The organism is Micromonospora lutea, from assembly GCF_016863535.1.
GTDB lineage: Bacteria > Actinomycetota > Actinomycetes > Mycobacteriales > Micromonosporaceae > Micromonospora > Micromonospora lutea.
Genome location: NZ_BOPB01000007.1, coordinates 65,870 through 80,387 on the forward strand (window position 1 = coordinate 65,870; position 14,518 = coordinate 80,387).

Annotated in this window: 13 protein-coding genes and 1 pseudogene; 10 read left to right on the forward strand and 4 right to left on the reverse strand. The window is 71.1% G+C overall.

What is annotated here, in order from left to right:
• Positions 1-6 precede the first annotated feature (6 nt).
• Positions 7-648: a GTP cyclohydrolase II gene (locus tag Vlu01_RS07070; RefSeq protein WP_203995654.1), complete on the forward strand. Its 642-nt coding sequence runs from the start codon at positions 7-9 to the stop codon at positions 646-648.
• Entirely contained in the window at positions 645-1,352 is a 708-nt protein-coding gene (locus tag Vlu01_RS07075) for a RibD family protein (RefSeq protein WP_239095758.1), read from the forward strand. Before Vlu01_RS07070 ends, Vlu01_RS07075 begins: the two co-directional genes overlap by 4 nt.
• Here the strand turns inward: Vlu01_RS07075 and Vlu01_RS07080 are convergent.
• Both Vlu01_RS07080 and Vlu01_RS07085 read right to left on the reverse strand, forming a co-directional pair.
• Positions 1,319-1,903, reverse strand: coding sequence for a GNAT family N-acetyltransferase (locus tag Vlu01_RS07080; RefSeq protein ID WP_203995655.1), 585 nt, complete (start codon positions 1,901-1,903; stop codon positions 1,319-1,321). The two genes, Vlu01_RS07075 and Vlu01_RS07080, sit on opposite strands and share 34 nt — an antisense overlap.
• The gene (locus tag Vlu01_RS07085) at positions 1,896-3,956 is read right to left on the reverse strand and encodes a penicillin acylase family protein (protein WP_203995656.1); all 2,061 of its coding nucleotides are present in this window, start codon (positions 3,954-3,956) and stop codon (positions 1,896-1,898) included. Before Vlu01_RS07085 ends, Vlu01_RS07080 begins: the two co-directional genes overlap by 8 nt.
• 347 nt (positions 3,957-4,303) lie before the next feature.
• Between Vlu01_RS07085 and Vlu01_RS07090 the strand changes: the two are divergent.
• The 5 genes and pseudogenes from Vlu01_RS07090 to Vlu01_RS07110 form a co-directional block, all read left to right on the forward strand.
• Positions 4,304-4,429, forward strand: a pseudogene (locus Vlu01_RS07090) (ABC transporter substrate-binding protein); the annotation flags it as partial.
• Positions 4,430-4,570: 141 nt separating this feature from the next.
• Positions 4,571-6,130 carry a pyridoxal phosphate-dependent decarboxylase family protein gene (locus Vlu01_RS07095; protein ID WP_203995657.1) on the forward strand — a complete coding sequence of 520 codons (1,560 nt, stop codon included), beginning with the start codon at positions 4,571-4,573 and terminating at the stop codon, positions 6,128-6,130.
• Positions 6,131-6,165: 35 nt separating this feature from the next.
• A complete protein-coding gene (locus Vlu01_RS07100; protein ID WP_203995658.1) occupies positions 6,166-7,446 on the forward strand; it encodes a lysine N(6)-hydroxylase/L-ornithine N(5)-oxygenase family protein in 1,281 nt (426 codons plus the stop codon).
• On the forward strand, positions 7,443-8,066 hold the full coding sequence (locus Vlu01_RS07105) for a GNAT family N-acetyltransferase (RefSeq protein WP_203995660.1): 624 nt from the start codon (positions 7,443-7,445) through the stop codon (positions 8,064-8,066). The genes Vlu01_RS07100 and Vlu01_RS07105 overlap by 4 nt, the downstream gene beginning before the upstream one ends.
• The gene (locus Vlu01_RS07110) at positions 8,053-9,861 is read left to right on the forward strand and encodes an IucA/IucC family protein (RefSeq protein WP_203995662.1); all 1,809 of its coding nucleotides are present in this window, start codon (positions 8,053-8,055) and stop codon (positions 9,859-9,861) included. The genes Vlu01_RS07105 and Vlu01_RS07110 overlap by 14 nt, the downstream gene beginning before the upstream one ends.
• 51 nt (positions 9,862-9,912) lie before the next feature.
• Here the strand turns inward: Vlu01_RS07110 and Vlu01_RS07115 are convergent, their stop codons facing one another.
• Complete coding sequence (locus Vlu01_RS07115; RefSeq protein ID WP_203995664.1) at positions 9,913-10,491, reverse strand: hypothetical protein; 579 nt, start codon at positions 10,489-10,491, stop codon at positions 9,913-9,915.
• A 141-nt stretch (positions 10,492-10,632) separates the two neighbouring features.
• Between Vlu01_RS07115 and Vlu01_RS07120 the strand changes: the two genes are divergently transcribed.
• From Vlu01_RS07120 to Vlu01_RS07130, 3 genes are all read left to right on the forward strand, one after another.
• A complete protein-coding gene (locus tag Vlu01_RS07120; protein WP_203995666.1) occupies positions 10,633-11,817 on the forward strand; it encodes an NHL domain-containing protein in 1,185 nt (394 codons plus the stop codon).
• Positions 11,818-11,879: 62 nt separating this feature from the next.
• Complete coding sequence (locus Vlu01_RS07125) at positions 11,880-12,284, forward strand: hypothetical protein (RefSeq protein WP_203995668.1); 405 nt, start codon at positions 11,880-11,882, stop codon at positions 12,282-12,284.
• A gap of 78 nt (positions 12,285-12,362) precedes the next feature.
• Positions 12,363-13,439, forward strand: a complete 1,077-nt coding sequence (locus Vlu01_RS07130; RefSeq protein WP_203995670.1) for a hypothetical protein — start codon at positions 12,363-12,365, stop codon at positions 13,437-13,439.
• 79 nt (positions 13,440-13,518) lie between these two features.
• On the opposite strand, the gene Vlu01_RS07135 is transcribed toward Vlu01_RS07130, so the two are convergent.
• Complete coding sequence (locus Vlu01_RS07135) at positions 13,519-14,517, reverse strand: phosphotransferase family protein (RefSeq protein WP_203995672.1); 999 nt, start codon at positions 14,515-14,517, stop codon at positions 13,519-13,521.
• Between the last annotated feature and the right edge of the window lies 1 nt (position 14,518).

The window sequence follows — 14,518 nt, forward strand, 5'->3', positions numbered from 1 at the left end:
AGACCCATGTCCGAATCACTGCCTGTCGCCACCGTCCGGACGCAGGTTACCGTCCCGCTACGGTTTCCCGACGGCTACAGCACCACCGCCCGGCTGTTCACCTTCGACGGGCTGGTCGACGGCCGGGAGCACCTCGCCTTCGCCCTGGGTGACACCGGAGCGGCGGAACGCGACGGCGGCGCGCCGCTGGTCCGCCCGCACAGCGAATGCCTCACCGGCGACGTGTTCGGCAGCCAGCGCTGTGACTGTGGCCCCCAGTTGCGCGAGGCGGTGCAGCGGATCGCCGACGTCGGCGGCTACCTGCTCTACCTGCGCCAGGAGGGTCGGGGCATCGGGCTGTACGCCAAGCTCGACGCGTACGCGTTGCAGGACGCGGGGCTGGACACCTTCGAAGCCAATGTCGCACTCGGTCACGCGGAGGACGAGCGCGACTACACCGTCGCCGCGCAGATGCTCGCCGCGCTCGGTGTCGGACCGATCGCGGTGCTGAGCAACAACCCGGAGAAGACCGAGCAGTTGGGCCGGCTCGGGGTCACCGTGACCGAGCAGGTGCCCACCGGCGTGTTCCTGTCCCCGGCCAACGCCGAGTACCTCGCGGCCAAGGCCAGCCGTGCGGCCCGCACCGCCGACCTCCCCTTCGTCCGGTGAGCGGCCCGCCCGAGGTGGCGCGGCCCTACGTGCTGCTCAGCTGCGCCACCTCGATAGACGGCTACATCGACGACGCCACCGACGAGCGGTTGCTGCTGTCCAACGACGCGGACCTGGACCGGGTGGACGAGGTCCGCGCCAACTGCGATGCGATCCTGGTCGGTGCCGGTACCGTCCGCCGGGACGACCCCCGGTTGCTGGTGCGGTGCGCACGACGCCGAGCCGAGCGGGTCGCCCGTGGTCTGCCGTCATCGCCGACCCGGGTGACCCTGACCGCCTGCGGCGACCTGGACCCGGCTGCGCGATTCTTCACCGTCGGCGACACCGAGCGGGTCGTCTACAGCGCCAGCGGCGCGGTGGAGAAGACCCGGCACCGGCTGGGTGAGCTGGCCACCGTGGTCGACGCCGGTGAGCCGGTCGACCTGGCACGGATGCTGGCCGACCTCGCCGAGCGGGGCGTGGGTCGGCTGCTGGTGGAGGGTGGCGCGGGCGTGCACGGGCAGTTCCTCGCCGAGGGACTCGCCGACGAGTTGCACCTGGTGGTCGCTCCGTTCTTCGTGGGCGACCGACGGGCGCCGCGGTTCGTCGGCGAGGGCCGCTTCCCGTGGCACCCGGGCCGGCGGGCGCAGGTGGTGGAGGCACGCCAGATCGGTGACGTGGTGCTGACCCGCTACGCGCTGTCGGACCGCTGCGATCCGGGGTAGGACCGGTGTGGAGGCCGGGCGAGGAACATCAGCCGGGCGCGCTTGTCCGGCAGGTCCACCAACGGGCCTTCGACGAACCCGGCCCGCCGCAGCCGGCCGATGGCCTTGTCGTTGCGGGCGTCCGGCTCCATCACCATCCGTAGCCGACGGTGGTCGGTGAAGACGAAGGCGACGAACTCGTCCAGCAGCGTGCCGGTGAAGCCGGGCTCGGGCCGCACCGGCGTGCCGATCAGCAGGTGACCGCCGTAGTCGCCGGGGCGTACCGGGTAGCACTCGCCGACCGGGTCGTGCTCCGGTTCGTAGGTCTGGAACAGCGCCACCGGCTGCCCGTCGCGCAGCGTGAGGTACGCGTGGTGGGTGGCGAGCGAGTCCACGTACCGGTAGATCTCGGCGACCCGGTCCCGGTCGGCGTCGCGCATTCCCCAGAACCGGGCCCGCTCCTGGCTGACCCAGGAGTGGATCACGTCGGCGTCAATCTCGGGGTCGACCGGCCGGAAGGTCACCACACCGAACCCGGGCACGTGCCGTTCGTAGTGGTGCGGGTCAGTCATCGTGCTCCTCGGTCAGCCGCTCCCAGTCACAGGTCACCGTGATCAGGTCGCCGTTCACCCACAGTGGTAGCTGGTCGTCGTGGTGTGGCCCGGAGCCGGTGGCGCCCAGCGGCACCACCCAGCGGCTGTCCTCCCGTCGGGCCAGGTCCCACACGTAGCGGGCCGCCGGCCCACGCAGGCACAGGTCGGTCACCCCGGGGACGCTGGAGGTGGCCAGCACACAGTCGTGGTCACCGGAGAGTTGCGGCCCCGGCGGTGCGGCCGGGTCGGGTAGCGCCCGCCACGGCAGGAGCCGGTGCCGCTCGCCCCAGCGTCGGAGGTCGCCGGCGGCGGCGACCTCCGCGAGGGCCTCGCGCAGCAGTTCGGTCCGATCCAGGCCGGGCAGGTCCGCGTGCAGCAGCGACGTCACCGCGTACCCGACCCGGGCGGTCAGGGACAGCCAGGGCCGGAACACCTCCGGGTAGCCGGCAGGTTCGGCCAGCGCGGCCAGCGCGGCCAGCGCGGCCAGCGCGGGGTGCGCGGCGAGCCGGCGGGTCACGGCGGACCGCAGGTCGGCGAAGGTGGCGGCGTCGACGCTGTCGGCGGCCATCCGGCGGTCCCAGGCCAGGAGACGTTCCCGCAGCCCGGCGGCGGCCGAATCGAGGTTGTCCAGCGTGGCGAGCAGGTCCAGCAGCGGCCCGGCGGCGGCCAGGTGGGTGTCGGTGTGCACACTCGCCAACTGCTCGGCTCGCCAGTCGGCGGTGGTGTCCAGCAGCTGGCGGATCCGGTCGGCCCGGTACGGCGGCGCGAACTCCACACCGAGCCCGGCGGCGATGCCACGGTCGTTGGCCATCACCGCCACCTCAGCCACCGGGACGCTCGGCATGTCGTGCCAGCCCTGCCAGGCGTGGCGCGCCTCCCAGCCGGGCACCACCCGCAGCCCGTTGTCCCGATGGCGTCGGGGCACCCGGCCGGCCACCCGGTGCAGCAGCCCTCCGGCGGTGTCGGCCGCGAGGACCACGTTCACCGGCTCGACCCAGCCGTGCAGTGCCGTGTCGATGTCGGCGACCGTGCGTGCCCGCAGCAGCGCCGGCAGGACGCCGAAGCCCAGCTCGCCGAGGACCCGGGGCGGGTAGCGCAGGCTGACCGTGACGGCCGGGTCGTCATCGGGCCCACCGGCCACCAGCGGCCCCCGCTCGGTCTCGATCACCTCGACCTCGACCGGCTCGGCGCCGGCCACTTCGATCACTTCGACGTGTCGGTCGGCGGGCCGCCACCCGTCGGGCCCGTACGCCTCGACCCGGTCACCGCGGCGGCGCAGTCGTTCGGCGTAGCCATCCTGGTAGTCGGCCATCGCGTTGGTGATCGCCCAGGCGACGGTGCCGGCATGGCCGAAGTGCGGGATGCCCGGAATTCCGGGCACGGCGAAGCCGAGGACGTCGTACTCCGGGCAGGCCAGGCGGATCTGCTGGTAGATGCCGGGTGCCTCGATGAACCGGTGCGGATCACCGGCGATCAGGGCGGCCCCGGTGGCGGTGCGGTCGGCGGCGAGCAGCCAGCCGTTGCTGCCCGAGGTGACCTGGCTGTCGGCGGCGAACAGGCCGGTCCCCTGCGGACCGAGCCGGCGGGTGACCTGATCGCGCCAGAGTTTGGTGCCGAAGCCGGCGAAGAGCACGTGGTGGCTGAGCCAGAGCGCGAGCGGCGTCCACGGCTGCCAGCGGCCCGGCCGCAGGCCGGTGGCGGCGAACTCCGGGGCCCGCGCCGCACCGGCGGCCAGCGCGTCGTTGACCCCGTCCACGTAGCGGCCCACCCACTCGGCGGTGGCCGGGTCGAGGGCGGCGTGACAGCGTCGTGCGGTGTCGTCGAGCCTTGCCCGGCGGGCGAAGCTGTCCCAGGCCACCGCCTCGATGCCGAGGAAGGAGGCGGAGGTGCCCTGGGATCGGTGCCGTTCCACCTCCAGCTGCCAGGCCCGGTCCGCAGCGGTGACCCGGCCCTGGGCGAAGGCCAGCGAGGTGTGGTCGTCGGCGCGCAGGTGCGGGATGCCGTAGTCGTCGCGGTAGCGGCGCGCGCTCACCGGGTCAGCGTACCGGTTTGGAGGCTGGGGACCCCGGCGACGCCGAGCAGCGCGAACCACACCTGACCGGTGCCGCCGCCGAGCCGGCCGGGATCGGCGAGGAGGTTGCGGAGGTGCCGGGGTGGTGCGGTCGACCGAATCGGCGTCTCGTACGGTGGCGAATCGATGACGGACAGTGTGAACTCCAGTGTGGTGTGAAACGCCGTCGGGACTTGACAGGAGCCGAGTCTAGGCAGGAAGTTAGGTTAGGTTAGCCTAACCCCCGGCTGTCCGTGGTCTGAGACCCTGATCGAAAGACGACACCAATGTCTGAGCACCTCTCCGTCCGTCGCCTCTCCCGCCGGGGGCTGCTCGCCGTCCGGGCCGGACAGGTCACGCCGTGGGACGCGGTGCCCCGCTTCTCGTACGCCGGCGCGGCTCCGCGGCTGGAGAACCTCGCCATGGCGATCCAGGGGGCGAGCAAGCTCACCTGACGCCGCCCGGGGCGGCCGTGATTCACCCTCCCCACCGGCCGCCCCACCACCTCCCAGCACCTGAAATGCCCGCCGCCCACCTGTCGTGCGGCGGGTTCCGGCTGCCCAAAGATCGAACCGCCGAGCGTGGAGGACACGTCCATGACCCTGCCGGTGCACCCCGCCGAGGCAACGCCGAGTCACCCGGAGCCCCGGCCCACACCCGCCCGGGCACACCTGCTCAGCGACGACACAGTTGAGCAGTACCGCCGAGCCGTGGCCGCCGGCACCGACCGGGTGGCCCGTCGGGTGGCCGAGGTGACCGGACCCTTCACCGGCGTACGCCCGGACGAACTCGCCCCGCAGGTGGAGGCGATCGACCTGAACCGGCCGCTGGGCGACACCACCGCCGCGCTCGACGAACTGGAGGACGTCTACCTGCGCGACGCGGTCTGGTTCCACCACCCGCGTTACCTGGCCCACCTCAACTGCCCGGTGGTGATCCCGGCGTTGCTGGGCGAGGCCATCCTCAGCGCGGTCAACTCCTCGATGGACACCTGGGACCAGAGCGCCGGCGGCACCCTGATCGAGCGCCGGCTCATCGAGTGGACCGCCGAGCGGATCGGCCTCGGCCCGGCGGCCGACGGAGTGTTCACCAGTGGCGGCACCCAGTCCAACCTGCACGCCCTGCTGCTGGCCCGGGAGGAGGCGCTGGCCGCGGCCACGCCCGCCGACCGGCGGATCCTGCTGCCCCAGTTGCGGATCATCGCCTCGGCGGCCGGTCACTTCAGCGTGCAGAAGGCGGCCAAGCTGCTCGGCCTGGCACCGGACGCGGTCGTGGTGGTGGAAACCGGCCCCGACCGGCGGATGCGTCCCGGCGCGGTCCGACACGAGATCGCCCGCTGCCGGCGTGCCGGCCTGACCGTCATGGCCGTGGTGGCCACCGCCGGCACCACCGACTTCGGCACCATCGATCCGCTCGACGAGATCGCGGAGGTGTGCGCCACGGCCGGCGTGTGGCTGCACGTCGATGCCGCGTACGGCTGCGGGCTGCTGGTCTCACCCACCCGCCGGCACCTGCTCCACGGCATCGAGCGCGCCGACTCGGTCACGGTCGACTACCACAAGTCCTTCTTCCAGCCGGTCAGCTCCAGCGCGCTGGTGGTCCGTGACCGTCGGACCCTGCGGCACGCCACCTGGCACGCCGACTACCTCAACCCGGCCCGGATGGTCGCCCAGCGCATCCCCAACCAGGTCGACAAGAGCCTGCAGACCACGCGTCGGTTCGACGCGCTCAAGCTCTGGTTGACCCTGCGGGTGATGGGGCCCGATGCCATCGGTGAACTCTTCGACGAGGTCTGCGACCGGGCCGCGCAGGTGTGGCGGATGGTCGCCGCCGACCCCCGCTTCGAGGTGCTGACCCGCTCACAGCTGAGCACCGTCGTGTTCCGCTGGCAGCCCACCGGACCGGGCCGGGACCTGGCCGACGCGGCCAACCTCCGGGCCCGCGAGGCGTTGGCCGCCTCCGGCCTCGCCGTGGTCGCCGGCACCCGGGTCGACGGCCGGCAGTACCTCAAATTCACCGTCCTCAACCCGGCGACCACCGCCGCCGACGTCGCCTACGTGCTGGATCTGATCGCCGAGTACGCCGGCCGGCACGTGCACGAGCACGAGCACGCCGCATCGTCCACTGCCGCCGGCCTGACCTGCCCGGTCGGCTGAGCATGCCACCCGCGAACCCGAGCCTGGAGGGCCGGATGTCCAGCTACGACTTCATCGGAATCGGCCTCGGGCCGTACAACCTCGGCCTGGCCTGCCTGACCGCACCCATCGCCGACCTCGACGGGCTGTTCCTGGAGGCCCGCGACGACGTCTCCTGGCATCCCGGCATGCTGCTGGAGTCGTCCCGGTTGCAGACGCCGTTCCTGGCCGACCTGGTGACCCTCGCCGACCCCACCTCGCCCTTCTCGTTCCTCAGCTACCTCAAGGAGATCGGCCGGCTCTACCCCTTCTACATCCGGGAAAACTTCTTCCCGCTGCGGGTGGAGTACGACGCGTACTGCCGCTGGGCCGCCGCCAGGCTGCCCAACCTGCGTTTCGGACACCAGGTGACCGCCGTCGAGTACGACTCCACCGAGGACAGGTACCTGGTGAGCGCCACCGTCGACGGTGCCACCGTCACCCATCGGGCCCGGCATCTGGTGCTCGGCACCGGCACCCCGCCCCACCTGCCGGCCGCCTGCGCCGGCCTGACCTCCGACGCCGTGCACAACTCCCGGTACCTGGAACACCGGGACGCGTTGCGGGCCAAGCGGAGCATCACCATCGTCGGCAGCGGACAGAGCGCCGCCGAGATCTACCACGACCTGCTCGGCGCCATCGGCACCCACGGTTACCAGCTGAACTGGGTGACCCGCTCGCCACGCTTCTTCCCGCTGGAGTACACCAAGCTCACGCTGGAAATGACCTCGCCTGACTACGTGGACTACTTCCACGCGCTGCCCGAGCCCACCCGGTACCGGCTGGAGGCCGAGCAGAAGGGTCTGTTCAAGGGAATCTCGGCTGACCTGATCAACGACATCTACGACCTGCTCTACGCCTCCAGCCTCGACGGACCGGTGAACACCCGCCTGCTGACCAACACCGAGCTGACCGGGGTGACCCACGACGGGAGCACCGGTGTGCACACGCTCCGGCTGCGCCACGTCGAGCAGGAACGGGAGTTCACCCTGGAGACCGAGGGGTTGGTGCTGGCCACCGGCTACCGGTACGAGGTCCCCGCGTTCCTGGAGCCCATCCGGGACCGGCTGCGCTTCGACGACCACGGCCGCCTCGACGTCGCCCGCAACTACAGCGTGGATGCCACCGGACGAGGCGTGTTCCTCCAGAACGGCGGCACCCACACGCACAGCGTCACCTCGCCGGATCTCGGCATGGGTCCGTACCGCAACAGTTGGATCATCCGGGAACTGCTCGGCCGCGAGGCGTACCCCATCGAGAAGTCGATCGCCTTCCAGGACTTCGGGGTGACCGGGTGACCCAGCTCGTCTACCGCCGCCACGATCGCCGACTCGGCGAGTTCGCCCTGCGTACGCTCGACGTGGCCGCCGACGCGCCGGTGCTGCACCGATGGGTGACCCACCCCAGGGCCGCGTTCTGGCTGATGCAGGACGCCGACGTCGACGCGGTGGCCGCCGAGTACCAGCGCATCGCCGCGCATCCGCACCACGAGGCGTACCTGGGTCTGTGGCGCGCCGAGCCGGCGTTCCTCGCCGAGCGGTACGATCCGGCGCACGTCGAGTTGGTCGGCCTGCACGACACCCGGCCCGGCGACGTCGGCATGCACTTCCTCTGCGCACCCACCGACGCCCCCGTGTCCGGCTTCACCCGGGCCGTCATCACCACCGTGATGGCCTGGCTCTTCGCCGACCCCGCCACCGAACGGGTCGTGGTCGAGCCGGACGTGCGCAACACCGCCGTGCAGGCGCTCAACGCGGCGGTGGGCTTCGAGGTGATCGGGCCGATCACCAAGCCGGAGAAGACCGCCCTGCTGAGCATCTGCACCCGGCAGCGGTTCCTGGCCGCCACCGGAGCCGCCACCGAAGCCGGCTCTGACGTCGGCATCACAGCAAAGGAGCATCACCGTGACCACGCGTGACCCGGTCGCACACCTGCGCCCGGATACCTGGGAGCGGGCCAACCGCCTGCTGGTGCGCAAGGCGTTGGCCGAATTCACCCACGAGCGCCTGCTCGCCCCCGAACCGGACGGCCCGGCCGCCGATCCGACCGGCCGCCGGTGGTACGCGGTCACCGTCGCCTCCGGCGCGGTCCGGTACCGCTTCGCGGCCCGGGTGCTGACCCTGGAACACTGGGACATCGACCCGGAGAGCATCACCCGGCACCGCAACGGCGAGCCCTCGCCGCTGGACGCGGTCGACCTCTGCCTCGACCTGCGTGACGCGCTCGGCCTCACCGACCGGATCCTGCCGGTCTACCTGGAGGAGATCAGTTCCACCCTCGCCAGCCTGGCGTACAAGCTGGATCGGGCGCTGCCCAGCGCCGCGAAGCTGGTGGAGGCCGACTTCCAGACCATCGAGACGTCGATGACCGAGGGCCATCCCTGCTTCGTGGCCAACAACGGGCGGCTCGGCTTCGGCGTCGACGAGTACCACCGCTACGCCCCCGAAGCGGCCCAGCCGGTACGGCTGATCTGGCTGGCCGCCCACCGCGACCATGCCACCTTCACCAGCGCCGCCGACCTGGACCAGGAGACGCTGCTGCGCACCGAACTGGGCGAGGCGACCCTCGCCCGGTTCGCCGGGACCATGACCGAACTGGGCCTGGACCTCGCCGACTACCATCTCATCCCGGTGCATCCCTGGCAGTGGTGGAACAAGCTGTCGGTCACCTTCGCCGGCGAGGTGGCGCGCCGCCGGCTGGTCTGCCTCGGCGAGGGTCCGGACGAGTACCTCGCCCAGCAGTCCATCCGCACCTTCTTCAACGTCAGCCAGCCCGAGCGGCACTACGTCAAGACCGCGTTGTCCGTGCTGAACATGGGCTTCATGCGGGGACTGTCGGCCGCGTACATGGCGGCCACCCCGGCCATCAACGACTGGCTGGCCGGCCTGATCGACGGTGACGAGGTGTTCCGGGCCACCGGTCTGACGATCATCCGTGAGCGGGCCGCCGTCGGCTACCGGCACCGCCAGTACGAGGCCGCCACCGACCGATACTCGCCGTACCGCAAGATGCTGGCCGCGCTCTGGCGGGAGAGCCCGGTCCCCGACCTGGAACCCGGTCAGCGACTGGCCACCATGGCGTCGCTGCTGCACGTCGACGCCGACGGGCGCTCCTTCGCCGCGGAGCTGATCGCCTCCTCCGGGCTGGCACCGGAGGAGTGGCTGCGTCGTTACCTGACCGCCTACCTGACTCCGCTGCTGCACGCCTTCTACGCCTACGACCTGGCGTTCATGCCGCACGGGGAGAACGTCATCCTGGTGCTCCGCGACGGAGTCGTCGAGCGGGCGATCTTCAAGGACATCGCCGAGGAGATCGTGGTGATGAGCGCCGAGGCGCAGCTGCCGCCGGCGGTCGAGCGGATCCGCGCCGACATCCCGGAGGACATGAAGCTGCTGTCGATCTTCACCGACGTCTTCGACTGCTTCTTCCGCTTCCTCGGCGCGACGCTGGCCGATCAGGGCGTCGTCGACGAGGAGACCTTCTGGCGCACCGTGGCCGACTGTGCCACCGAGTACGCCGGCCGGGTGCCCCACCTGGCCGACCGGCTGGCCCGCTACGACCTGTTCGCGCCGGAGTTCGCGCTCTCCTGCCTCAACCGGCTGCAACTGCGCGACAACCAGCAGATGGTCGACCTGGCCGACCCGTCGGCCGCCCTGCAACTCGTAGGCGCCCTGACCAATCCGCTGGCTCGCTTCGCGCCCGGCGTCGGGTAGGCGGTCGGGCCCGGCCGGGTCGCAACCCGGCCGGGCCGCATCCCGTCACGGTCAGTTCCGGGCGCGGTTCTGGCTGCGTAGCTGATTCAGCGCCTCGGTCCAACGCCTCGGCACGCCGAGGTCGAGGAATTCCGCCTTCAACGCCGCGATCTGCTGCTCCCGGTCGCCGAGCATCGCCGTGACGGCTGAGGCGGCCTGGGACACGAAGGCACCCTCGCCGAGTCTGGCAAGGGTGCCGTCGGCGATGTCCACCGTCCAACGTAGGCCGCCGGTGGTGCGCACGGTGATGGCGCCGTCCGGTGACCGGCCCGTCGCTGCCACCCCGTTGAGTGCCTCGGTGTACGCGGCCTGTCCGGCGGCCGGTTCAGCGGGTCTGTCCGGGCTCACCACGACGCGGAACGACGCCAGCCGTCGCTCGTGGAGCTCCGCGCGCGACCGGTGCAATGCGATCCACATCGCCTGCCCGAGGCGGCCGAGCTGATGGGCGAGATCCGTCTCGGTGTAGCGCCCGTACACCCCGTAGCCGAACGTGATGCGCAGGTCGGTGCCGTCCGTGGTGGTCGCCCAGATGGCGCCGTCCGGCGATGACGCGGAGATCTCCGGCCACCGTTCGAGCACTTGTGCGGTCACATCTCCCCGCTTCCGCTGGTCGTCCGAGCGCAGGTCGCGTCGGCGCGTCGGCTTCTGATCCGAACCAGTCTCGTGGCACCGTGTTCTCGAGGCGGCCGTAGCGGGCCGTCGATCCGTGCCGGCCTATGTTAAGACTAGTCCGTGAAGCGAATCTGGCGCGGACTCGTGGCGGCCCTCATCGCGGCGAGCACGGTCGCGGCGCCCCAGCCGGCAGCGGCCGACGGCGCGACCGCAACACCGTACGCCGGCACCGGCGACGCGGGATACTCCGGCGACGGTGGCCCTGCTGCCGCGGCGGCGTTGAACAAGCCCGGCGGAGTGGCGGTCGGGCCAGGCGGCGTCGTCTACCTGGCTGACACGGAGAACTGGGTCGTCCGGGCGATTTCCGCGGACGGCGTGATCACGACGGTTGCGGGTCGGGGCCGGTCCGGGCCGGATGCGCCGGAGACACCCCTGACCGGGGACGCCGAGGTACCCGCCAGCGAGACAACCCTCCGCTATCCGAGCAGTGTGGCGGTGGGGCCGACCGGATCGGTCTACATCGGCGACAGCGGAAACGCCCGCATCCTCTCGATGTCACCGGACGGTGCCGTCAGTCTGGTGGCCGGCGGCAACGGAGTCGGCTTCTCGGGTGACGGGGGGCCGGCTGTCGACGCCCAACTGCGCGATGTCGGCGGGATCGAGGTCGAGGCCGACGGTGCCGTAATCTTCGGTGACCTGCGCAACTACCGGATCCGCCGGATCGCGGCCGATGGCGTCATCGACACCCTCGTCGGCAGTGGTGACGTCGGAGTGCTGGCCAGCGGTGAGGCAGGATCGTTCACCTTCCCCTACGGACCCCTCTCGACGGCGACCGGTCCCGGCGCCGATCGCTGGGTGGCCAGTAACCTGCTGTACAACATGTCGGGCACCCGGCTGCGGGCTGCGGTCCGCGACGGGAACGGTCGGTGGTCGGCCGCCGAGCCCGAGGGCGCCACGATTCCGGCCGGCGTCTGGCGGGGCACCCTCCACGTCGCCGCCACCGGCAATGCTGTCTATCTGTCCGGTGACGACGGGCTCTACCGGCTGTATCCGGACGGTAGGTTCGAGACCCTGCTGGCGAACCCGTCGATCGTGGGTCCACTGGCCATGGTGGACGACCACATCGGTTACCTGGCGGATTCGCGGTCGAACCGGCTCTACCGTCTCGACCTGCCGCCGCTGGCCGATGCGGACCCGAGCGGTGACGATGCGTGGTGGCGTCAGTGGTGGGTGTTGGCGATCGTGGTGGTGCTGGCCGCCGGGCTCGTGGTGGCGGTGCTCGTGTCGCGTCGCCGTCGAGGGTGAACACGACGCCGATCGGAACGTGGCCGACCGGTCACGGTGGCCATTGGCGGGGAGTGATGGTTGTGCCGGAAGATGTCACAGGTGGTGAGCTGTACGCGTTGTGGCGAGTGTCCGAGGCCCTGCTGCCGCGCGTGGCGGACGTCTATTACGACGCGAATCGCGCGGTCGCGGCGGCCGACAGTGCCTCCGGTCTGACCTTCGCCCTCACCATGTGGAACACGGTGAGATACGAGTTGCAGGACATGTACGCCGACATCGGCGGGGTGGTGATGGACGCCGCCACCGCAGTGCGGGACGCCCGACTGGCGTACGAGGCGACCGATGCGGAGGCGGCCAGGGAGTTGCAGGGCATCCTCGCCGATTCGTTGCGCAACTCCACCGATCCCAACATCGCGCCGCCGGCGCCGAATTCGGAGGACGACCCGGGCCAGCCGATCCCCGCGCCACGGGCGGGCGGCACGTCCTGACCCAGGCACCACGTCCGGTCGGAGGCCATGCCGGCGGGCGGCTACGGAAACCGTTGTGCACGGAGAGGCCGAACAGTTGTGGGAAACGCCGACACGCCGTCCGAATACACAAACGAGAACTTCGTACCGACGCTGAAGCAGCAGGCCGAGAAGCTGCGGCAGGAGTTCGTCCGGCAGAGCCTGAAGGACATGAACTCCTACCTCGATGCGCTGCTGCTGGAGTACAACAAGGCCAATCCGGACCGGCCGGCCTCGACCGTCACGTCCGGTGGGTTCTCGGTCATCATCAACAACGGCCCGGGTTTGCCGAACAGCGAGGTGGTGATCACCGAAGCGGAGATCAGGCGGTGGGAGCACGCGATCCAGCATGAGCACTACGCGTGGGTCGTACCCACCTTCGAGCGTTACCTGACGCCCGATCCGGACGAGGCCAACCCGGCCATCGAAAGCCTCGGCAAGATCGCCGAGGCTTTCGGAGGGGTCGCGACCGAGGCGGGAAAGCTGGGCAACCGTGATCTCGGGTTGACCGGGCTGCAGACCGTCCGCGACCAGATGGAGCGGCACTGGGAGGGTTCGTTCCAGCAGACCTTCATCGGCAACTTCCTCGCGCCCCTGGAGAACGGGCAGGCCTGCCAGGCCGCCGCGGCCCGCATCTCCAAGGAACTGTTGGAGACCAACAAGATCAGCAAGATCGCCCAGCGAAAGGCCATCCTCGACCTGATCGAGAAGGCGCTCGCCGCACTGGGAGATCTCGGAGCCGGTGGCAAGTCCGCCAGCAGCTATCAGTGGGCCACTCTCGTGGGCATCGCCGCGGGCACGCTCATCGCCACCACCGGCGGTATCGCCGCCTGGATCGGCGCGGTCATCATCTCGTCCAGCACCCTTGCCCAGGGGCTGAAGGTCGGCGACGAGAAGCCGGTCGAACTGGGCGGCGTCACCGCCCAGGACGTCGCCGTGGCGGTGCAGCGTGCCCTCGTCAAGCAGAACGAGAAGTTCGTCGAGGACGAGACCAAGGTGGCTGACGCCTTCACGCGCCTACACCACGACATCGTCGAGGCGCGTAAGGTGGTCGGTCAGCTCGGGGTCAACCGACCTGACCTCTACGGCGCCGCGACCACCGACATCTACGGGGGCGGCCTCACCCCATCCAGCTGACCACCCCGACCGGCCGGCGGTCACCGCAAGGAAAGCCTGCCCGGCCCCGGCCAGGGCACCGGCGGGCCGGTTGGCCCGGTCAGGCCAGATCGGCGAGGTCCCGCACCAGCAGCTCGGCCAGCAGGGCGTGTCGGCCGGGGTCGTTGTCCGGCGTGATGCCCCGGCTGGGCATCTCCACGGTCATCAGCAGGTGCAGGTGCATCCGGTACAGCGCGAGCCGGCGGCGGACCCCGTCGTCGAAGACCAGCGGCACGCCGGTGGCCTCGGCGTACCCGCGCAGGAAGGGATGCGTCGGTTCGTCCTCGGCACGGCGGAACAGCAGCGGAGAGACCAGATCGAGCAGCGGATCGCCGTAGAGGAACCGCTCGCCGTCGACCAGCCCACACATCCGGTACGCACCGTCGGCCGCTGGGGCGGCGAGCACGTTGCCGTCCCAGCAGTCGAAGTGCAGCAGCGCCGGCCGGCGTACCGTGTCGAGCAGCGCGTCGTGGCGGGCCACCAGCGCGCGGAACCGCTCCGGCGGCACGGGCAGCGCCACGTCCCAGTCGGCGGCGTCGGCGAGCAAGTCGTCGATGATCGCCGTGAAGGTGGCCGACCAGGTCGGTCCGCCGGTCCGGCCCGCGTCGTAGCCGAACCGGTCGCCGGTGATCCGGTGCAGGCTGGCCGTCGCCGCGCCCAGGTCGGCACGGACCGGCTCGTCGTCACCGTCCAGGTCGGGCAGTGCTCGGCCAGGCAGCCGCCCGGTGACCAGCCATTCACCGAGCCGCCGGTCCCGGCCGTGGTGCAGCACCGGCGGCACCGGCACCTGCGGTGCCCGCTTGGCGACCAGCCGGAAGTAGCGGGCCTCGGCGGCGAGCAGGTCGGTCTCGTAGCGCAGCAGCCGAGCGGTGGGTGGCGGGGCGACCTTCAGCACGACATCCCGGTCACCATCGAGGCGGGCCCACCACACCGCCGCGAAGCCCCCACCGGACAGCGGCCCACAGTCGACCACCCGCGGATCCGGACCGAAGGACGACCGTACAAGATCGACCACGTCGTCGGGGGAGAGGATCCGTTGAGTCGGACTGACCGGCGCCATC

Excerpts from the sequence above, each read along its gene's own strand:
- Vlu01_RS07135 (WP_203995672.1), bottom strand. The coding sequence starts at position 14,517 with ATGGCGCCGGTCAGTCCGACTCAACGGATCCTCTCCCCCGACGACGTG.
- Vlu01_RS07095 (WP_203995657.1), top strand. The coding sequence starts at position 4,571 with ATGACCCTGCCGGTGCACCCCGCCGAGGCAACGCCGAGTCACCCGGAG.
- Vlu01_RS07100 (WP_203995658.1), top strand. The coding sequence starts at position 6,166 with ATGTCCAGCTACGACTTCATCGGAATCGGCCTCGGGCCGTACAACCTC.
- Vlu01_RS07070 (WP_203995654.1), top strand. The coding sequence starts at position 7 with ATGTCCGAATCACTGCCTGTCGCCACCGTCCGGACGCAGGTTACCGTC.
- Vlu01_RS07080 (WP_203995655.1), bottom strand. The coding sequence starts at position 1,903 with ATGACTGACCCGCACCACTACGAACGGCACGTGCCCGGGTTCGGTGTG.